Origin of the sequence: Streptomyces sp. NPDC051822 (assembly GCF_044452745.1) — a bacterium.
Lineage (GTDB): Bacteria > Actinomycetota > Actinomycetes > Streptomycetales > Streptomycetaceae > Streptomyces.
Window position 1 is genome coordinate 786,921 of sequence record NZ_JBITBZ010000003.1, and the last position, 19,143, is coordinate 806,063.

Here is a 19,143-nt window from a genome sequence, read left to right on the forward strand (position 1 = left end):
CGGGGGTCGGGCGGCGCCCGGATCAGCCGCCGAGCGCCCTGGCCAGGTACGGAGCCGTCCGGCTCTCCGCCGAGGCCGCCACCTCGGCCGGAGGGCCCGCCGCCACCACCCGGCCGCCCTCGTCGCCACCGCCCGGCCCCAGGTCGATCACCCAGTCGGCGGTGGCGACGACGTCCATGTCGTGCTCGACGACGATCACCGAGTGGCCGGCGTCCACGAGACCGTGGAGCTGGCTCATCAGCACCTCGACGTCCGCCGGGTGCAGGCCGGTCGTCGGTTCGTCGAGCGCGTACAGGGTGGGGGAGCGGTGCGGTCGCTGGAGTTCGGACGCCAGCTTGATCCGCTGCGCCTCGCCGCCGGACAGCTCGGTGGCGGGCTGCCCGAGCCGCAGATAGCCGAGACCCACGTCGAGCAGGGTGCGCAGGCTCCGGGCGGCGGCCGGGGTGTCGTCGAAGAACGCGGCGGCGGACTCGACGGTCAGATCGAGGACCTCGGCGATGGTGAGGCCCCGCAGCCGCACCTGGAGGGTCTCCGGGTCGTAGCGGGCGCCATGGCAGTCGGGGCACGGCGCGTACGTGCTCGGCAGGAAGAGCAGTTCCACCGACACGAACCCCTCGCCCTGGCAGGTCTCGCAGCGTCCACCCGGGACGTTGAAGGAGAAGCGGCCCGCCTTGTAGCCGCGCGCCCGAGCCTCCTCCGTCTCCGTGAACAGTCTGCGCACGACGTCGAACAGACCCGTGTACGTGGCGAGGTTGGAGCGCGGCGTACGGCCGATGGGCTTCTGATCGACGGTCACCATCCGTCTGACATCCGGGAGTTCATCCGTCAGTGCGCCGACGAGTGTCGACTTGCCCGAGCCGGAGACGCCGGTGACGGCGGTCAGCACGGCGAGGGGGAAGGCGGCGTCGACCGCCCGCAGGTTGTGCCGGGTGACCGGGCCGGTCCTGAGCCAGCCGGCCGGCTCCCGTACCTTCCGCGCGGGCGCGGGCGCCCGGTCGAAGAGGAAGCGCCGGGTCGCGGACGCCTCGACGTCCGCGAGCCCCTCCGGCGGACCGCTGTGCAGCACCCGCCCGCCGTGGACTCCGGCGCGCGGGCCGACGTCCACGAGCCAGTCGGCGTGGCGGACGACGTCGAGGTGGTGCTCGACGACGAAGACCGAGTTCCCGGCCGCCTTCAGCCGGTCGAGGACCACGAGCAGGGCCTCGGTGTCGGCCGGGTGCAGGCCGGCGGACGGCTCGTCGAGGACGTACACCACGCCGAAGAGCCCCGAGCGGAGCTGGGTGGCGAGCCGCAGCCGCTGGAGCTCCCCGTTGGAGAGGGTGGGGGTGGCGCGGTCCAGACTGAGGTACCCGAGGCCGAGTTCGGTCACCGTCGCGATCCGGGCGACGAGGTCCTCGGTGAGCACCCGAGCGGTCTCCGAGCCGCCGGCCGGTGACACGGCCCCGGCGGAGAGCAGCCCCGACAGGACGGTGAGGGGCAGCGAGGCGAGGTCGGCGATCGTACGGCCGGCGAAGGTCACCGCCAGCGCCTCGGGCCGCAGCCGGCCGCCGCCGCAGACCGGGCAGGGGGCGCTGGTGAGGAACCGTTCCGCCTTGGCGCGAAGCGTCGGGCTCTTCGAGTCGGAGAAGGTCCGCATCACGTACCGCCGGGCGCTCATGTACGTTCCCTGGTAGGGCCGTTGGATGCGATCGGCGTCCCGTACGGGATGGACGGTGACGACCGGCTGTTCGTCGGTGAACAGGATCCACTCCCGGTCCTTCGCGTCGAGCTCGCGCCACGGCCGGTCGACGTCGTACCCGAGGGTGTCGAGGACGTCCCGTAGGTTCTTCCCCTGCCAGGCACCCGGCCAGGCGGCGATGGCGCCCTGACGGATCGACAGCTCGCTGTCAGGCACGAGGAGTTCCTCGCGCGTCTCGTGGATCCGCCCGAGGCCGTGGCACGCGGGGCAGGCCCCCGCCGCCGTGTTGGGCGAGAAGGCGTCGGAGTCGAGCCGCCCGGCGCCCTCCGGGTAGCGGCCGGCCCGCGAGAACAGCATCCGGAGGGAATTGGAGAGGGTGGTCACGGTCCCGACGGAGGAGCGGGCGTTCGGCGAGGACCTGCGCTGTTCGAGGGAGACCGCCGGAGGCAGCCCGCTGATCTCGCCGACCGCCGGCGCCCCCACCTGGTGGATCAGACGGCGCGCGTACGGCGCCACCGACTCGAAGTAGCGCCGCTGCGCCTCCGCGTAGATCGTCCCGAAGGCCAGGGACGACTTGCCGGAACCGGAGACCCCGGTGAAGACGACGAGCGCGTCACGGGGGATGTCGACGTCGACCCCGGCGAGATTGTGCTCACGGGCACCACGGACACGGACGTACGAATCATGGGGGCTGTCGGGCATGCGGCGATGCTACCCGTTGGTCCCCTTCTGTTCCGGTCGCGGCCGTGGGGGGGGCCTCATCGTGCGGACGGTGGCGTCACCGCCCGCACCTCACGTCCCTCACGTCCCTCACGTCAGTCGCGCCAGGCGCCGGCGGCCGCGGCTCCCCCGGACGGTCATGAGCCCGCAATGGTCCCTGCGCTTCGCGAGCGGCGCCCACCTGACGCTGGTCGCCGCGCTGAACGGACGGGTCTGGATCACCCCCGCCGACGGCGAGTCGACAGAACTCGGCTCCGGTGACATCGCCGTCCTGCGCGGCCCCGCCCCGTACACCGTCGCCGAGGACCGCGCCTCGCCGCCCGAGCGCGTCATCACCAGCGCGGACTACTGCGCCCGGACCGCGCGCGCGGTCGTGGCCGGCGAGCCGGCCCTCGACCCGCGGACGTGCGGTCTCGACGAGACGGGTTCAGCCCTGCTGATCAGCGGCGCCTACGAGGGCCGGACCGGCATCGGCGACCGCCTCCTGGACGCGCCGCCGGACATCCTCGTCGTACCGTAGGCCGACAACGACCGTACGCTCCGCGCCCTGGTCGCCGAGCCGCCGTCGCGAGGGCCCTCCGGCTGATGCACGACGACCCGGCGCATCCATGGACCGTGGCGTCCCTCGCCGCCCAGGTGGGAGCCTCCAGGTCAAGTCTGGCCCGCGACTCCGCCCGCCACGTCGGTGAGCCGCCCATGACCCAGCTGGCCACGTGGCGCGTCGCCCTGGCGGCCGACCTGCTCCGTGACACCGACGACACGGTCGGCTCCGTCGCCCACGAGGTGGGCTACTCCGACACGGTTCGCCCCCAGCGTCGCCTTCAAGCGCCACCGCGGCGTCACCCCCACGCAACACCGGGCGGCGGCCGTGCGTGCCACGGGCCGGACCGCCTGACGCAACGTCACGCGAGAGCCGCAGCGCCGACCGGAGGTCACCACGGCCCCGAGACGTGCCGGGACCTACCGCGCCACCCACGCCGTGCGGCTCCTAGGCTGGGGGCGTGACCGCCGACAACAGGCCTCTGGCCGTCTTCGACCTGGACAACACGCTCGCCGCGACCGCTCACCGTCAGCACTTCCTGGACATCGTCTACCTCACCGGGCGGCCGGAGCGCTGCCGCCGGGACACCCTGGACTGGCTGGCCGCGCACCGGCTCCCGGAAGGGCCGGTGCACATGCGCCGCAACCGCGACTTCAGGCCCGCCCGGGTGACCAAGGTGGAGATCCTGCGCCGGCTCGGCGCCGACCGCACGGTCAGGATGCTCGTCGACGACGACCTGCTGGTCTGCGACGCGGCGGAGGCGGCCGGGTTCCGTGTCGTACGCGCCCTGTGGGCGACCCCGTCCCAGACGCTGAGGGACGCCCAGGAGAAGGAGGGCAGGACCTGATCCCGCCCGGGGCCGCCGCTCAGGCCGTCTCGTCCTCCAGGCGGAACCCGACCTTCAGCCCGACCTGGTAGTGCTCGATCGAGCCGTCGACGATATGACCGCGGACCTGCGTCACCTCGAACCAGTCGAGGCCCCTCAGCGTCTGTGAGGCGCGGTCGATGCCGTTGCGGATGGCCTCGTCGACGCCCTCGGTGGACGTGCCGACGATCTCGGTGACGCGGTAGGTGTGGTTCGACATGGGGGCGGGGCTCCTCTCCGTGCGTTTTCTCCACGGTGCCCCAGGGCCGGTCGCCGCGCGACACGACGGCGCCCTGTCGGGCGTGCGGGGTGGGGGCGGGATCGTCAAGGACTTGACCATCCGGTTGGTCCAGACCAGAATCCAGGCCACATACCCGCGCGAACAGCCCGTTCGGTCCCCCCATGCCGGGTCAGCCCCCATGCGCACGACCCCGTGCTGCACCCGCAGAAGGTGACCCACGTGAAGAACCGCCATCTCGTCTGTCCCCTGGCAGCCGCCACCGCGCTCGCCCTCGCCGGTTGCGGGATGCTGCCGGGCGGCGACGGCGGGACGAAGACCGTCAACATCTGGCTCATGCGGGACAGCGTCAGCGAGGACTTCCTCACCCGCTTCACCGAGGCGTACGAGCAGGAGCACGACGGCGTCGAACTCCAGGTCACCGTCCAGGAGTGGACCGGCATCGGCAAGAAGGTCACCGAGGCGATCCAGGGCTCCGGCGGACCCGACGTCATCGAGGTCGGCAACACCCAGGTCGCCCAGTACGCCGACACCGAGAAGCTCTACGACCTCACCCTGGAGTCGGTCCGCGACCTCGGCAGCGAGGACTGGCTGCCCGGCCTCGCCGAGCCCGGCAGCATCGGCGGATCCCAGTACGGCATCCCCTGGTACGCGGCGAACCGCATCGTCATCTACAACAAGGACCTGTTCGCGGACGCCGGGATCGACAAGCCGCCGGCCACCCGCGCCGAGTGGCTCGCCGACACCGAGAAGCTCAACACCAGCGGCTCCCAGGGCATCTACCTCGCCGGACAGGACTGGTACACCCTCGCCGGCTTCATCTGGGACGAGGGCGGCGAACTCGCCACCGGCAAGGGCGGGGTGTGGACCGGCGCGCTCGACAGCGCGGCCGCCCAGCGCGGCATGGCCTTCTACAAGAGCCTCCAGTCCCTCGGCTCGGGCCCGAAGGACGCCGACGAGCAGAACCCGCCGCAGGCCGACGTCTTCGCCAAGGGGGACGTGGCCCAGCTCATCGCCGCGCCCAGCGCCGTCGCCGCCATCCTCAAGGCCAACCCCGGGCTGAAGGACAAGCTGGGCTACTTCCCGATACCCGGCGCCAAGGCGGACCAGCCGTGCGCCGTGTTCACCGGCGGCTCCGACCTCATCATCCCGGAGAACGCGCCCCAGCGCGGGGCGGCCCTCGACGTCGTCAAGGCGCTGGCCGGCGAGAAGTGGCAGACCGAGCTGGCGAGGACCATGGGCTACGTGCCCAACAAGAAGGCGCTCGCCTCCGTCGTCGCCGGCGAGGAGGCCATCGCCGTCATGGCGAAGGGCGCCGCGCGCGGCCGGGCCACCCCCAACTCCCCGCAGTGGGCGGACGTCGAGGCCGACAACCCGATCAAGCCCTACATGACGGCCGTCCTCCAGGGCGAGGACCCGGTGAAGGCCGCCCGGGAGGCCTCGGCCGCCATCACGGACACCCTCGCCGAATAGCATTCAGCGCCTCCACACCCGCGATCCCCCGGACGGTCATGTCGAATCCAGCCGGTGACGGAAGAAGTAGGGAGCCGGGCCACCGCTCACACGGCCCGGCACCTGCCCCGTTCCCGCTTCCGTACGCCGGAGGAGCCCGACATGTCCGCACCGACCCCCACGCTCGGCGTCCACACCAGGACCCACAGCCAGGCCCCGTCGCTCACCGTCCCCGCCCAGCCGCAGGCCGCCGACCAGCGGTCGGCCCCCCTCGTCGACGCGCCCACGCCCCGGTACATCGTCGGGCTCGCCCGCGACCAGGAGGACGTCCGCGCCGCCCAGCGGCTGCGCCACCAGGTCTTCGCCGGTGAACTCGGCGCCCGGCTCGACGGCCCCGAGCCCGGCCTCGACATCGACGCCTTCGACGCGTACTGCGACCACCTCCTCGTACGGGAGGAGAGCACCGGCGAGGTCGTCGGCACCTACCGCCTCCTGCCGCCCGACCGGGCCGCCGTCGCGGGCCGCCTCTACTCCGAGAGCGAGTTCGACCTCGCCCGGCTCGCCCCCGTCCGGCACGACCTGGTGGAGGTCGGCCGCTCCTGCGTCCACCCCGCCCACCGCAACGGCGCCGTCATCGCCCTCATCTGGGCAGGCCTCGCCCGCTACATGACCCGCACCGGCCACAACTGGCTCGCCGGCTGCTGCTCCCTCCCGCTCGCCGACGGCGGCACCCTCGCCGCCGCCACCTGGGACACCGTCAAGGCCAAGCACCTCGCCCCCGAGGAGTACTGGGTCACCCCGCACAAGCTCTGGAGCCCCGAGGGCATCACCCGCCCCGAGGGCCGCACCGAGCTGCCCCCGCTGCTGCGCGGCTACCTCCGGCTCGGCGCCTGGGTCTGCGGCGCCCCCGCGCACGACCCCGCGTTCGGTGTCGCCGACCTCTACGTCCTGCTCTCGCTGCGCCGGACCAACCCGCGCTACCTCAAGCACTTCCTCTCGCTCACCCCGGCACGGTGAACGGGACCACGGCCCCCTCGCCGTGGCTCCCCACGGCGCCCTGCACCCCGGGCCGCTGCGCCGCCCACCCGGAGTCCGCCCACCCGGAGTCCGAGGGGGCCCTCGTCCCGGCCGGGGTCGTACGGGCCCTGGTCCGGCTGACGGCGGGCCTCGGGACCGTCCTCCTCGGCCTGCTGCTCGCCCCGGCCACCGGACTCCTTCCGACGGCCGTCCGGCTCGCCCTCGTCCGGCACTGGACGCGGGCGGCGGTCCGTGCCTTCGGGGTACGCGTCCGGTACGAGGGAGTGCCGGCCGACGGCCCGCTCCTCGTCGTCGCCAACCACGTGTCCTGGCTGGACATCCCGCTGATCGCGGCCGTCCTGCCCGGCCGGATGGTCGCCAAGTCGGAGGTGCGCCGCTGGCCCGTGCTCGGCACGCTCGCCGCGCTCGGCGGCACCCTCTTCATCGAACGCGACGGTCTCAGGTCCCTGCCCGGCACCGTGCGCGAGATGAGCGGGGTGCTCGCGGGCGGTGGCCGGGTGATCGTCTTCCCCGAGGGATCCACCTGGTGCGGACGGGAAGGGGGGCGCTTCCGGCCGGCCGCGTTCCAGGCTGCCCTGGACGCGGGATGCGCCGTGCAGCCCGTACGGATCGACTACGGGCCCACCGACGCCGCCGCCTACGTCGGAGCCGACCCGCTCGGCTCATCCCTGTGGCGGGTCGTCTCCGCCCGCCGGCCCACGGCCGTCGTCCGGGTGCCGGATCCCCTCACGGGCCTCCGGCACCAGGACCGCCGTACCCTCGCGGCAGCCGCCCAGCGAGCCGTCGAGCAGTCAGGCGCCGACCGCCGGGCCGTCCGTCGCCCCACGGTCGACCCGTCAGGCACCGACCGGCAGGTCGTCGCTCAGCGGGCCGTCGCTCAGCGGGCCGTCGCAAGCGACAGCGCGAACCTGCCCTCGCTGTCCGTCCACCAGCGCTCCAGTTCCAGCCCCGCCTCCGCGAGATCGGCCCGCACACCCGCCTGACGGAACTTCGCGGACACCTCGGTCCGCATCTCCTCGCCCGCCGCGAACGGCACCACGAGGTCCATCTCCGGGATCTTCACGGTGAGCGCGCGGCGGGCACGCAACCGCATCTCGATCCACTCCCGCTCGCGGTCCCACACCGCCACGTGGTCGAAAGCGTCCGGATCGAAGTCCGCGCCCAGCTCCCGGTCGATCACGGACAGCACGTTCTTGTTGAACGCGGCCGTCACCCCCGACGAGTCGTCGTACGCGGCGACCAGCGTCGCCTCGTCCTTCACCAGGTCCGTGCCGAGCAGCAGGGCGTCGCCCGGCGTGAGCATCGCCCGGACCGAGCGCAGGAAGGTCAGCCGCTCGACGGGCAGCAGATTGCCGATGGTGCCGCCGAGGAAGGCCACCAGGCGCGGCCCCGGCGTCCCCGGCAGCGCGAGCCCGCGAGTGAAGTCGGCGACGAGGGCGTGCACATGAAGCTCCGGCCGCTCGGCGAGCAGCGACTCGGCCGCCCCCGTCAGCGCCGACTCGCTCACGTCCACGGGAACGTAGGCGTCGAGCCCCGGCAGCAGCGCGTCGATCAGGAACCGGGTCTTCTCGGAGGAGCCGGAGCCCAGCTCCACCAGGGTCCTGGCCCCGGTGACGGAGGCGATCTCCGGTGCCCGCTCCTTCAGGATCTCCCGCTCGGCCCGCGTGGGGTAGTACTCGGGCAGCCGGGTGATCTCCTCGAAGAGTTCGCTGCCCCGGGCGTCGTAGAACCACTTCGGCGGCAGCTCCTTGGGGGAGCGCGTCAGGCCGTGGAGGACGTCGGCGCGCAGATCGGCGCCGGCGGCGTCGGGGGCGAGGGTACGGGTCAGTTGGTACGGGCTCACGCGGACGGCTCCTTGAGCGGGGTGAGGGTGACGTCGGCGCGGCCGGCGGTCAGGAGCGTGTGCTCCGGGACCTCCCGCCAGCGCGGATCGTCGTCGTACGGTTCGGAGGCCACGACCACCCGGTCGGGGCCCTTCAGGTACCAGAGGCCGTTCCCCCAGGTGGTCGCGGCGATCCTGACACCGTCGGTGAGCAGCAGGTTCAGCCGGGACCCGGGGGCCGCGGCGGCGGCCTCCCGTACCGTGTCGGCCAGGGCGGGCCCCGGCGCGTCGCCGGCCCGCAGCCGGTGCAGGACGAGCGCCCAGAGCAGCGCCGAGTCGGTGCGCGCCTCCATCCGGAGCAGTTCACCGGGCGCCAGCCCACCGGCGAGCTCCGCCAGGGAGTCGGGCCAGCCCGCGGCGGCGCCGTTGTGGCTGAACAGCCACGGTCCGCCGGCGAACGGAGCCGCCGCGGCCTCCCCGTCCGCGCCCGGCAGGGTGGCCCCGCGGACCGCCGCGAGCAGCGCCCGGGAGCGCACCACCCGGGCGAGGTCGGCGAAGGACAGGTCGCCCCAGATGGGGCCCGTGCGCCGGTAGCGGGCGGGCACGGGATCGCCTTCGGCGTACCAGCCCACCCCGAAGCCGTCGGCGTTCACCACACCGCTGCTCTGCGTACGGGGTTCCCAGGCCTGGCGCAGCAGGGCGTGCTCCGGATCGACGATCAGCTCTCCGAGCGTCACCGGCTCGCCCACGTAAGCGATATGACGGCACATCAGTCGAGCTCCGCGCTGCGTGCGGTACGGAAGCCGGAGAAGATCTGGCGCCGCACCGGCAGGTCCCAGTTGCGGAAGGTGCCCCGGCAGGCGACCGGGTCCACGGCGAACGAACCGCCGCGCAGCACCTTGTGCTCCGGCCCGAAGAACACCTCCGAGTACTCCTTGTACGGGAAGGCCGTGAACCCCGGGTACGGCAGGAAATCGCTTGCCGTCCACTCCCACACGTCACCGATCAGCTGCCGTACGCCGAGCGGCGAGGCGCCCGCCGGGTAGCTGCCGGCCGGCGCGGGCCGCAGATGCCGCTGTCCGAGGTTGGCGTGCTCGGGTCCGGGGTCCGCGTCGCCCCAGGGGTAGCGGCGCGAACGCCCGGAGACCGGGTCGTGTCGGGCGGCCTTCTCCCACTCGGCCTCGGTCGGCAGCCGCCGCCCCGCCCAGCGGGCGTAGGCGTCCGCCTCGTACCAGCTCACGTGCAGGACGGGCTCGTCCACGGCGGGCGACTGCGCCACCGGCTCCGTCACCCCGAAGCGGCGGCGCAGCCACTCGCCGCCCTCCCTGCGCCAGAACAGCGGCGCCGTGATGCCGTGCTCCCTGATCTGCGCCCAGCCCTCGGGCTGCCACCAGCGCGGGTCCGTGTACCCGCCGTCGGCCATGAAGGCCAGATAGGCGCCGTTGGTGACCGGTGTCGTGTCGATGTGGAAGGCGGGCACGACCCGGGGGTGCGCCGGACGCTCGTTGTCGAGGGCCCACGGCTCGCCGGAGGTTCCCATCGTGAACGGGCCACCGGGGACGAGGACTTCGGTGGGGAGCGGGCCGGTGCCCGTGGCGGGCGGCGGGGGAGCGGTCAGCGCGACCGGCCCCTTCCGCAGCTGATGCGTGATCAGCATCGTCTCGTCGTGCTGCTGTTCGTGCTGGGCGATCATGCCGAAGGCGAAGGCCGCGTCGAGCAGCGGCCGCCCCTCGAACGGCGTGCGCTCCAGGATGTCGAGGACGCGGAGCCGGACGTCCGCCGCGTAGGCCCGCGCCTCGCCCGGCGCGAGCAGCGGCAGCGAGGGGCGGCTGGCGCGCGGATGCTCGAAGGCGTCGTAGAGCGAGTCGATCTCGGGCCGCAGGGCCTCCTGCCCCGCCACGGCCCGCCACAGCCACTGCTCCTCCTGGTTGCCGATGTGTGCCAGGTCCCACACCAGCGGAGACATCAACGGGGAGTGCTGCGCCGTGAGTTCACCGTCCTCCACGCAGGAGGTCAGCAGCGCCGTCCGGGCCCTGGCGACGGTCAGGGCCTCAAGGGCCCTCCGCCGCAGGACCTCAGGATCGAGCTCGGTTCCTGTCGTCGCCGTCATGACGTCACCGCCTCGAAGTCGTCGGCCGGGCAGCTCCCGGGAATCACGTACCGCTCGTGGAAGGCGGCGACCGTGCGTCGCAGCTCCTCGCTCGCCCCGATCCGGGGCAGCGCCTCCAGGGCGGCGGAGAACACGGCGCGGGCGGCGGCGTGCAGCTCCGGGTCGGCGAGGCCCTCACGGGCCGCCGTGAGCCAGAGCGGATTGCGCGGCGCGGGACCGCTCCCGGCCCGCTCCGCGAGCGGCTTGACCGCCCGGTACACGGTCTCCGCCGCCTCCGGGTCGTCGAAGACCGCCGTCGTCACGGCGACCGGCACCATCCATCCGTCCCGGCCCGGCTGCGCGTCGACCATCCGCAGCTCCAGATGGCCGCGCGGACGGACCGGCGGGAAGAGGGTCGTCATGTGATAGCGCAGGTCGTCGGCGTCGGCGGGCCGGGGCAGGCCGGTGCGCAGCCAGTCGCGGAAGGTCAGCCCCTCCGGCACGTCCCACGGCCCCTCCTCGGCCCGTACGCACATCACCGGGGTGTCCAGGACGTGCGCGGCCCACTCCGCGCGCGGCTCGCCGTCCGGCGGCGGCGCGAGCGCCCGCCGGGGATCGAGGTCCGTCCACAGCGCCTGCCGGGTGGAGCGCCAGCCGGTGCGCCGGCCGCCGTGCAGCGGGGAGTTGGCGAAGGCGGCCACGAGCACCGCGCCGACGAGGTGGGCGAGCCGCCATCTCCGGTGGTAGCCGAGCGGACCCGGCTCCTCGACGCCCGCGTCGAGACAGATCTGCACGGACGCCGAGTCGCACATCATCGCCCGTCCGGCGGGTCCGGTGCGGTCGAGGGCGGCCTCCATGGCGTCGTACCGCGGCTCGTGGAGCACCCGGCCGCGCGGCCCGTGCCAGGGGTCCACCCCGTATCCGCTGAGGGTCAGACCGAGCGGTCCGAGCGCCGACCGCACCGCCCGCAGATCGGCGGAGAGCGAGTCGAGACACTCCATGAGCGACCCGGCAGGGAGCGAGCTCAGCTCCAGCTGCCCGCCGGGTTCGAAGGTCAGGGACGACACCAGCGGCAGGGACCGCACGGTGTCGAGGGCAGCCGCGAGCCTAGGCGGCCTTACGGGGAGCCGGGGGTCACGCAGCTCGTGAACGAGCCATTCCAGCTCCACCCCCACCGTGCGGGGCGGGCCGGTCTTGAAGCAGATACATCGCAGCAGGTCCTCCGCCTCCCGCTCGGTGAGAGGGGGCCCACCACTCGGTATGCCGCTCGACGACATCCGTACACCTCCAGGTCATCGGGACTGGTCCCGGGGAGTCGCTGTCTCCACCTAAAGCCACCACCGGGCGGCGTGCAAGAGCGCCCCGGACCGGTGCGATGCGCCCCCGTGCGCCCCTGGCTGTCCGAAATCGCCCCTCCGCCCGTGTCTCAGGGGCAGCCGCCACCGAGTCCCGGGCGGCCGGCCGTCCTGGAAAAACCCGTTGTGGCGAACGGGACGAAACGATCATGCTGAGACACATGAGTGCACGACTGCGCGCCATCGCGCGGCAGACAGAGGAGATCGTGGCGGCGGGCCGGTACCGGGCCCCCGACGGCCGGACCGTCTCCCTCGCCGACGACCTGACCGCCGCCCTGGCCGGAACCCGTCTGTACGGCCCCGACGCCGTCACGGTCACCCCCGACACCGACCGCACACCCGCCATCGACGTCACCGGCGAGAGCAGCCTGGCCGCCGCCCGCCGGATGACCGCCGCCGACACCGGCCGCCCGGTGGCCGTCCTGAACTTCGCCTCCGCCCGCAATCCCGGCGGCGGCTACCTCAACGGCGCCCAGGCCCAGGAGGAGGCGCTCTGCCGCTCCTCCGCCCTCCACGCCACACTGCTTCGCGCCCCCGCCTACTACACCCACCACAGGGAGGAACGGGACGCCTTCTACACCGACCGGGTCATCCACTCGCCCCGCGTGCCGGTCTTCCGCGACGACCGCGGTGCCCTCCTCGACGCCCCCTTCACCGTCGGCTTCCTCACCTCGCCCGCACCCAACGCGGGCGTCGTCCGCCGCCGCACCCCGGAACTCGCCGGCCGGATACCCGCCGCCCTCGCGAGCCGCGCCGAGCGCGTCGTCGAGACGGCGGCGGCGACGGGATACCGGCGCCTCGTGCTCGGCGCCTGGGGCTGCGGGGTCTTCCAGAACGACCCGGAACAGGTCGCCGGCGCGTTCAAGGCGCTCCTCACCGGGGACGGGCGCTTCGCCGGCCACTTCGAGGAGGTCGTCTTCGCGATCCTGGACCGCGCCTCCGGCACGCCCACGCTGGCCGCGTTCGCCCGGGTCCTGGGGCGCCCGGTCTGACATGCGGCTGCTCTGCCCCCGTGCCAGGCTGAGGGGACACGGACCGGAGTCCGACACCCGTAACGGGAGGCAGGATCGTGGGCAAGAAACAGACCCGGACGAACCGGGGAGCCCGTACCGGCGGCCATGAGCACCGTACCGAGGCGGCCGCGAAGGAGCAGACCGCGGCGGCGCCGAGGAGAGAGCCCTCGATGCCCCTCGTCGAGCACACGTCCCACCGCAAGGAACGCAAGTTCGGCCACAACTGAGGCCACAACTGAGGCCACAACTGAGGCCACAACTGAGGCCACAACTGAGGCCACGGCTGAGGACGCGGCCGAGGCCACGGCTGAGGACGCGGCCGAGGCGAGCTTCAAGGCCGCGACGCGGGCCACCACCGAGGCCACGCGCACGACCGGGCCCGGCGCCGCGACGGCACCGGGCCCGGTCGGTGCGGGCGGTGAGGACGGGCGACCGCTCCCCGTCGCTCTACCCCCCGGTCGCTCCCTACTCCCCGTCGCTCAGCGTGATCTCCACGCTCTTCTCCGGCGCGCGAGGAGCGGGCGCCACAGCACCGAGCCGCTCCTGAGCCGCCGGGTTCATCGTGGAGAGCAGCTGCCGGGCCAGACCGAGCCCGGTCCCGCCCATGGTCAGCGCCTTGGCGAACACGTCAGCCATGCCGTCGGCGCCGTTGAGCAGCACCATCTGGTCCACGTTCCCGAACGCGGACGCGCCCGCGGAGACGATCTCCGGCCACTTCTCGGCCAGCTGCTGCGCGACCACCGCCTCCTGGTTCTCGGCGAGCGCCGCCGCGCGCGCCTTGATCGCCTCGGCCTCCGCCAGACCCTTCGCCCGGGTCGCCTCGGCGACCGCGAGCCCCTTGGCGTGCTGGGCCGCCGCCTCGGCCTCACCCGTGAGCCGGGTCGCCGTGGCCATGGCCGCGCTCGCCAGCTCCGTCTCCTTCGCGTCGGCCTCGGCCGCCGAGATCCGTGCGTCGCGCTCGGCCTCCGCGAGGGTCCGGGTCTCGTACGCCATCGCGTCGGCCGGCTTGCGGACCTCCGCCTGCAGCTGCTGCTCCTTGCGGTGGCCCTCCAGCTCGGCCACCCGGGTCTCCTGGACCACGACCTCCTGGCGCGAGGCCGCGTCGGCCAGCGGCCCCGCCTGCCGGGCCTTGGCCGTGGCCTCGTCCCGTTCGGCCTGGTAGCCCGCCTGGAGGATCTCACTGTCGCGGGTCGCCTCCGACATGCGCGCCGCGGCCTGCTGCTCGGCCTCGGTCGCCCGCCGGTTCGCCTCGGCCTGCGCGATCCGCGCGTCCCGCTGGACGGCGGCCGCGTGCGGGGCGGCCAGGTTCTTGATGTAGCCGGTCGGGTCCTCGATCTCGTGGATCTGCAGCGAGTCGACGATCAGACCGAGCTTCTCCATCTCCGTGCCACAGGCCGAACGGGCCTGCCCGGTCAGCTTCTCCCGGTCGCGGATCATGTCCTCCACGGTCAACCCGCCGACGATGGCGCGCAGATGACCGGCGAAGACGATGTGCACCCGCTCGCTCATCAGCTTCTGCTGGTCGAGGAAACGGCGGGCGGCGTTGGCGATCGACACGAAGTCGTCACCGACCTTGAAGATCACCACACCGCGGACCTTGAGCGGAATGCCCTGGTGGGTGACGCACTCGACGGACAGCTGGGTCTCGTTGAGGTCGAGCGAGAGCTTGCGCACCGCCTGCACACCGGGCAGGACGAGCGTGCCGCGGCCGGTGACGATGCGGAAGCCCATCCCCGCGCCGAGGCCTTCGTTCTTGTGGTTGGAACCGGAGATGATCAGCGCCTCGTTGGGTTCCGCGACGCGCCACATCATCTTGAACACACCGATGAGAACGGCGAAGGCGCCGACGACGACGCCCGCCACAATGCCGATGCCCATGAACTGGGTCCCCCTTCACCGGAGCCGACACGGACCCGGTGAAGGGAGTGTGCGCCTGTGACGGGCGCCACTCAACGGTTGCGTCAACCGCCGTACGCGGCTGTGACATAGACGGTACGCGGAGGGAGATGTTCCATGACCATCACGACCGTTCCGACGTCGATCCGCTCCTTCGGGGAGGCCGGATGGGCGAGGAAGTGCTCGGCTCCGCCACGGATCCGGACGATCACCTCGCCGACGAGACCGGGCCCGACGGTGCCGGTCACCCGGCCGAGCAGTCCCACCATCGGGGAGTCCATCGACGCGTCGTCCATGCCTGAACGGTACGTCAGATCCAGCCGTCCAGCGCGGACATGAACCCGTCGAAGTCGTCCCGGTGGATGGTGTGGCCCGACTTCTCCACCGTACGCACGGTGAATCCGCGGCCCGTGAGCATCCGGGCGTCGCCGGGTGAGACCAGCGTGCTCGGGTCGGCCAGGGTGACCAGGGAGGGTACGGACGCGCGGGCAGGCCACAGGTCGGCCCCCACGGAGTCGAGCAGTCCGTACGCCGACCGCTCGTCCCAGAGTCGTACCGACGCCATCTCGGTGTCGAGGTCCTCGTCCGCCCAGTGCGGGTTGAACCCCCTGATCTGTTCCCGGGTCATCGACTTGCCCCGGACGAAGAGCTCGGCCCGGTAGCCGTCGGCGCCCGAGGCGAGATGCCATGCGGGGTCGGAGTAGACCGCGCGCGCCGGCTTCAGCCGGCCGAGCGCGCCGGCCAGGACGAGCCCGCCGAGCGAGTGCCCGACGGCCAACTCCGCGCCGGGCGGGAGGGTTTCGACGAGGTCGTCGGCGTAGTCCTCCGGCCGGTACTCCGCGGGCCCCGACGCCCGCCCGCTCAGGCCGTGCCCCCGCAGGTCCACCGCGATCACCCGGTAGCCGCGCGCCGCGAGCGCGGGTCCGACCCGCCGCCAGGTGCGGTGGTCGGCCATGATGCCGTGGACGAGCAGGGCGATCCGGTCCCCGGAACCCCACGTGGCGGTGTGCAGGCGCACGATGCGGCCTTTCTGACGGTTGTTCACGGGCGCCGACGCGGGTCAGCGCACGCTGCGGATGGGGCGCACGGCGAGCGCGCCGAGTACCGACAGTACGGCCGCGACCAGGAACAGCGCCGTGTACCCGCCACTCAGCGAGACGACGAGCGAGGCCACGAAGGGCGCCACGATCTGCGGGCCCGCGTTGGCGACGTTGAGGACGCCCATGTCACGGGCAGCGTCCTCGGCCTTGGGCAGCACCATGGTCACCAGCGCCGTGTCGACGGCCATGTAGCAGCCGAAGCCGAGTCCGTTGACGACGGCGAAGGCCAGCATCGCCGTCCAGCTCGTCGAGACGGCCGGGATCAGCAGGGCGACGGCGGCGAGCGCGGCCGAGGCGCCCACGAAGAGCTTGCGCCGGTCGAACCGGTCCGAGAGCCAGCCGCCGAGCACCGTGGAGACCACCATGGCGACCGCGGTGAGCGGCGCGAGGATCGCCACGGCCCCCTCGGCGGTCAGCCCCTCGGGCAGAACGGTGTGGTCCTTGAGGATGTACAGCTGGAACCCGGCGACGGCGAAGTATCCGAGAACCAGGAGCGCGCGGCCGATGAACGCCCAGCGGAAGTCATGGTCCTTGAGCGCGCTGCCGAAGGCGGTGATCTGCTCCTTCACCGGCAGCGGAGCCTTGGGCGGCATGCGCTCCTCGCGGGCGAAGACGGTGAACACCACGGCGGTGGCGGCGACGATCGCACCGAAGACGAGGTACCCGGTGCGGTAGTGCTCGGAGAAGGCCGCGCCGACGAGGGCGCCGATCGTCGAGCCGATGGGGAGGCCGAGGCCGACGGCGGCCGAGGCCTTGCCGCGGGCGGCCACCGGGATGCGGTCGGGCACCACGGAGGTCAGGGCGGCCTGATACACGTTCATGACGGCCTGGCCGAGGCACCAGGCGATGGTGACCAGCAGGATCGTGTGGACGCTGCCGAGGAGCAGCATCACCGGAAGGGCGAGGAGACCACCGGCGAGGATCCACGGGTTGCGGCGGCCCGAGCGGTCGGAGAGGGCGCCGGCGACCGGGTTGAAGACGGTGGCGAAGATCGCGGATATGCCGGAGACCAGTCCGAAGTTCGCCACCTTGCCTGCCGGGTCGATCTCCTCGATCTGGAGCGCGAGGAGCATGCCGGGGACGCCGATGTACAGGGCGTACATCGCGGTGTTCCCGGCGAGGAGCAGGGGAAGCAGGCCGCGGGTGGGCCGGGCGGAAGTGCCGGCCGGGCCGGTCGGGCCCGACGAGCCGGAAGTGCCGGTCGAGCCGGCCGCGTCGGCGGAGCCTGTTGACGAGCCGGAAGCGGCGGATGTGCCGGACGAGCCGGTCCCTGGGGACGAAAGGGCCACGGTGCCCTCCTGAGGAGATCGCCCGACGAGGGGGCGAGAAGCGGATCGAGCGAGAGAGGTGACACGTGTCAGTGACGCGTGTCAGCATTGTGTAGCACCCGATTCCGGCCATCCGCCAGACCCTGTGCCGGATCGTTCTGGAAAGATGCCGAAGCGATGAGCCAGCCAACCGAACAGCCCTCCGAACGCCCCGCCGGGCGCGCGGTCCCGACCAGCGCCGATGTCGCCCGTCTCGCGGGCGTCTCCCGGGCCACCGTCTCGTACGTCCTGAACAACACCTCGGCCGTCCGCATCAGCGAGCCCACCCGCCGTCGGGTGCGCGAGGCGGCCGAGGAACTGGGGTACGTGCCGCACGCCGCCGCACGCAGCCTGCGCGCCGGCCACAGCCGGATGGTGCTGCTGCCGACCCCCCACGTCCAGGTCGGACCGCTGTACAGCCAGTTCTTCAACGAGTTCCAGTGGGCCCTGCGGCGCCTCGACTACACCGTGGTCCAGTACGGCAGCGTCGGCCTGGAGGCCGAGGAGGCCGCCCGCGCGTGGGCCGAACTCCGGCCGGTGGCCGTGGTCGCGCTCGGCGAGAGCCGCCTCACCGGACAGGGGGTCGAGATCCTCAAGCGGTCCGGGGCGCGGGCCGTCATCACCCTCGGCACCGAGCGGGTCGAGGGCGCCCACGCCCTCGTCATGGACCAGGGACGCGTGGGCGAGGCGGCCACCGCCCATCTCCTGGAGACCGGCCGCCGCCGGATCGGCGTCGTCGTGCCGGAGGAGCCGGGACTCGCCATGTTCTCGGGCCCCCGCCTCGAAGGCGCCCGGCGCGCCGTCGCCGGCACCGGCGCCACCGTCCTACCCCTGCCGCTGCGGTACGAGGAGGAGTCGGCGAACGCGCTCGCCGCGCGGTGGCGCGCGCTGGATCTCGACGGCGTCTTCGCCTACAACGACGAATACGCGATGCTCCTGATGCGGGCGCTCCAGGACGCGGGCGTCGCGGTGCCGGCGGAGACCGCCGTCGTCGGCGCCGACGACCTGCTGCTCGGCCGGCTGCTGCGGCCCCGGCTCAGCACCGTGCGGATCGACATGGTGAGCGGCCGGGAGCTCGCCGAGCTGGTCGACCGGGCCGTACGGGAGCCGGAGGCCCCGGCCCGCACCCGTGATCTGATGGCCTCGCGGGTCGTCCGGCGGGAGTCCGGCTGAGCGCTTAGCGTCGGTTCATGAGCACAGTTCCGAAGCGATTCGAGATCCTGCTGGTGCCCTCCCACGTCGAGGACAGGGGCGACGCCTCCGTGACGGACAGCGCGGTCCGCTCGGCCGTCGTCGAGGCGACCGGGCGGCGCGGCGAGTCGGGCTATCCCATCTACGAGGGGCACGGAATCATGGCCGACATCGACCCGGAGACGCGGACGGTCGAGGCGCTCCTCGTCGACGGGCGCGAGCTCGACTACGGCCTGACGGCACTGGTCCGCCCGGCTGCCTCGCCGAATGGCCGGAACTCGCCCCCAAGATCGTGAACCGAACCCGTCCGCACGCGTGCGAGGGGGGTACGGGAAGCTCTCCCGTACCCCCCTCGCGGTGGGTCACTTCGCCGTGGAGTCCTCGATGGACTTGCGGACCTCGTCCATGTCCAGCTTGCGCGCCTGCCCGATGACGTCCTCGAGCGCGGTCTCCGGCAGCGCCCCGGGCTGTGCGAACACGGCCACGTTGTCGCGCACGATCATCAGCGTCGGGATGGAGCGGATCTCGAACGCGGCGGCCAGCTCCTGCTGCGCCTCGGTGTCCACCTTGGCGAACACCAGGTCCTGGTGGCGCTCCGAGGCCGCCTCGAAGACAGGCCCGAACTGACGGCAGGGACCGCACCAGGAAGCCCAGAAGTCGATCAGGACGAATTCGTTGCCGCTCACGATCTCGTCGAAGTTGTCCTTGGTGAGCTCTACGGTACTCATGCTTCCTGTCTCCGACCTGCGTAGATGGTGCGATCCTGGCTGATTCCCGAGACGGTGCGGGAGGGCAGCGGGAACACTTGGGCCCTATGGCGAGCCTAACCCCGAGAACG

At 72.9% G+C, this 19,143-nt stretch carries 21 protein-coding genes; 10 read left to right on the forward strand and 11 right to left on the reverse strand.

Annotated features, from left to right (window positions below; genetic code table 11):
• Positions 1-22: 22 nt before the first annotated feature.
• Positions 23-2,380, reverse strand: coding sequence for an excinuclease ABC subunit UvrA (locus tag ACIA8N_RS14050; protein ID WP_365780988.1), 2,358 nt, complete (start codon positions 2,378-2,380; stop codon positions 23-25).
• Here ACIA8N_RS14050 and ACIA8N_RS14055 point away from each other — a divergent pair.
• The 3 genes from ACIA8N_RS14055 (at position 2,379) to ACIA8N_RS14065 (ending at position 3,786) form a co-directional block, all read left to right on the forward strand.
• A complete protein-coding gene (locus tag ACIA8N_RS14055) occupies positions 2,379-2,918 on the forward strand; it encodes a cupin domain-containing protein (RefSeq protein WP_399416347.1) in 540 nt (179 codons plus the stop codon). The genes ACIA8N_RS14050 and ACIA8N_RS14055 overlap by 2 nt on opposite strands.
• A 65-nt stretch (positions 2,919-2,983) precedes the next feature.
• Complete coding sequence (locus tag ACIA8N_RS14060) at positions 2,984-3,403, forward strand: helix-turn-helix transcriptional regulator (protein WP_365780986.1); 420 nt, start codon at positions 2,984-2,986, stop codon at positions 3,401-3,403.
• Entirely contained in the window at positions 3,400-3,786 is a 387-nt protein-coding gene (locus ACIA8N_RS14065) for a hypothetical protein (RefSeq protein WP_365780985.1), read from the forward strand. Before ACIA8N_RS14060 ends, ACIA8N_RS14065 begins: the two co-directional genes overlap by 4 nt.
• Before the next feature lie 19 nt (positions 3,787-3,805).
• On the opposite strand, the gene ACIA8N_RS14070 is transcribed toward ACIA8N_RS14065, so the two are convergent.
• Positions 3,806-4,024: a dodecin gene (locus ACIA8N_RS14070; protein ID WP_030215071.1), complete on the reverse strand. Its 219-nt coding sequence runs from the start codon at positions 4,022-4,024 to the stop codon at positions 3,806-3,808.
• 240 nt (positions 4,025-4,264) lie between these two features.
• Between ACIA8N_RS14070 and ACIA8N_RS14075 the strand changes: the two genes are divergently transcribed.
• The 3 genes from ACIA8N_RS14075 (at position 4,265) to ACIA8N_RS14085 (ending at position 7,515) form a co-directional block, all read left to right on the forward strand.
• Positions 4,265-5,515: an extracellular solute-binding protein gene (locus tag ACIA8N_RS14075; RefSeq protein ID WP_365780984.1), complete on the forward strand. Its 1,251-nt coding sequence runs from the start codon at positions 4,265-4,267 to the stop codon at positions 5,513-5,515.
• A gap of 141 nt (positions 5,516-5,656) precedes the next feature.
• On the forward strand, positions 5,657-6,511 hold the full coding sequence (locus ACIA8N_RS14080; RefSeq protein ID WP_365780983.1) for a GNAT family N-acyltransferase: 855 nt from the start codon (positions 5,657-5,659) through the stop codon (positions 6,509-6,511).
• Positions 6,508-7,515: a lysophospholipid acyltransferase family protein gene (locus tag ACIA8N_RS14085; RefSeq protein WP_365780982.1), complete on the forward strand. Its 1,008-nt coding sequence runs from the start codon at positions 6,508-6,510 to the stop codon at positions 7,513-7,515. Before ACIA8N_RS14080 ends, ACIA8N_RS14085 begins: the two co-directional genes overlap by 4 nt.
• Here the strand turns inward: ACIA8N_RS14085 and egtD are convergent.
• From egtD to egtA, 4 genes are read right to left on the reverse strand one after another with little or no spacing between them, the layout of a single operon-like run.
• The gene (egtD, locus tag ACIA8N_RS14090; RefSeq protein WP_365780981.1) at positions 7,410-8,375 is read right to left on the reverse strand and encodes an L-histidine N(alpha)-methyltransferase; all 966 of its coding nucleotides are present in this window, start codon (positions 8,373-8,375) and stop codon (positions 7,410-7,412) included. The two genes, ACIA8N_RS14085 and egtD, sit on opposite strands and share 106 nt — an antisense overlap.
• Positions 8,372-9,124, reverse strand: coding sequence for an ergothioneine biosynthesis protein EgtC (egtC, locus tag ACIA8N_RS14095; RefSeq protein ID WP_365780980.1), 753 nt, complete (start codon positions 9,122-9,124; stop codon positions 8,372-8,374). Before egtC ends, egtD begins: the two co-directional genes overlap by 4 nt.
• Positions 9,124-10,464: an ergothioneine biosynthesis protein EgtB gene (egtB, locus tag ACIA8N_RS14100; protein WP_365780979.1), complete on the reverse strand. Its 1,341-nt coding sequence runs from the start codon at positions 10,462-10,464 to the stop codon at positions 9,124-9,126. The genes egtC and egtB overlap by 1 nt, the downstream gene beginning before the upstream one ends.
• Positions 10,461-11,720, reverse strand: a complete 1,260-nt coding sequence (gene egtA / locus ACIA8N_RS14105; protein WP_365780978.1) for an ergothioneine biosynthesis glutamate--cysteine ligase EgtA — start codon at positions 11,718-11,720, stop codon at positions 10,461-10,463. Before egtA ends, egtB begins: the two co-directional genes overlap by 4 nt.
• Positions 11,721-11,959: 239 nt before the next feature.
• Between egtA and ACIA8N_RS14110 the strand changes: the two genes are divergently transcribed.
• Positions 11,960-12,790 carry a TIGR02452 family protein gene (locus tag ACIA8N_RS14110; protein ID WP_365780977.1) on the forward strand — a complete coding sequence of 277 codons (831 nt, stop codon included), beginning with the start codon at positions 11,960-11,962 and terminating at the stop codon, positions 12,788-12,790.
• 77 nt (positions 12,791-12,867) lie between these two features.
• Complete coding sequence (locus ACIA8N_RS14115) at positions 12,868-13,038, forward strand: hypothetical protein (RefSeq protein ID WP_321184505.1); 171 nt, start codon at positions 12,868-12,870, stop codon at positions 13,036-13,038.
• 238 nt (positions 13,039-13,276) lie between these two features.
• On the opposite strand, the gene ACIA8N_RS14120 is transcribed toward ACIA8N_RS14115, so the two are convergent.
• The 4 genes from ACIA8N_RS14120 to ACIA8N_RS14135 form a co-directional block, all read right to left on the reverse strand.
• The gene (locus ACIA8N_RS14120) at positions 13,277-14,689 is read right to left on the reverse strand and encodes an SPFH domain-containing protein (protein WP_365780976.1); all 1,413 of its coding nucleotides are present in this window, start codon (positions 14,687-14,689) and stop codon (positions 13,277-13,279) included.
• 83 nt (positions 14,690-14,772) lie between these two features.
• Positions 14,773-15,003: a hypothetical protein gene (locus ACIA8N_RS14125; RefSeq protein ID WP_030552537.1), complete on the reverse strand. Its 231-nt coding sequence runs from the start codon at positions 15,001-15,003 to the stop codon at positions 14,773-14,775.
• A 14-nt stretch (positions 15,004-15,017) separates the two neighbouring features.
• On the reverse strand, positions 15,018-15,725 hold the full coding sequence (locus ACIA8N_RS14130; RefSeq protein ID WP_365780975.1) for an alpha/beta fold hydrolase: 708 nt from the start codon (positions 15,723-15,725) through the stop codon (positions 15,018-15,020).
• 42 nt (positions 15,726-15,767) lie between these two features.
• The gene (locus ACIA8N_RS14135; RefSeq protein ID WP_365780974.1) at positions 15,768-17,096 is read right to left on the reverse strand and encodes an MFS transporter; all 1,329 of its coding nucleotides are present in this window, start codon (positions 17,094-17,096) and stop codon (positions 15,768-15,770) included.
• 156 nt (positions 17,097-17,252) lie between these two features.
• Here ACIA8N_RS14135 and ACIA8N_RS14140 point away from each other — a divergent pair, with 156 nt between their 5' ends.
• Positions 17,253-18,287 carry a LacI family DNA-binding transcriptional regulator gene (locus tag ACIA8N_RS14140; protein WP_365780973.1) on the forward strand — a complete coding sequence of 345 codons (1,035 nt, stop codon included), beginning with the start codon at positions 17,253-17,255 and terminating at the stop codon, positions 18,285-18,287.
• A gap of 17 nt (positions 18,288-18,304) precedes the next feature.
• Positions 18,305-18,601 (forward strand): hypothetical protein, encoded by a 297-nt coding sequence (locus ACIA8N_RS14145; protein ID WP_365780972.1) that lies wholly within the window; start codon positions 18,305-18,307, stop codon positions 18,599-18,601.
• Between the two features lie 66 nt (positions 18,602-18,667).
• On the opposite strand, the gene trxA is transcribed toward ACIA8N_RS14145, so the two are convergent.
• Complete coding sequence (trxA, locus tag ACIA8N_RS14150) at positions 18,668-19,033, reverse strand: thioredoxin (RefSeq protein WP_365780971.1); 366 nt, start codon at positions 19,031-19,033, stop codon at positions 18,668-18,670.
• Positions 19,034-19,143 lie beyond the last annotated feature (110 nt).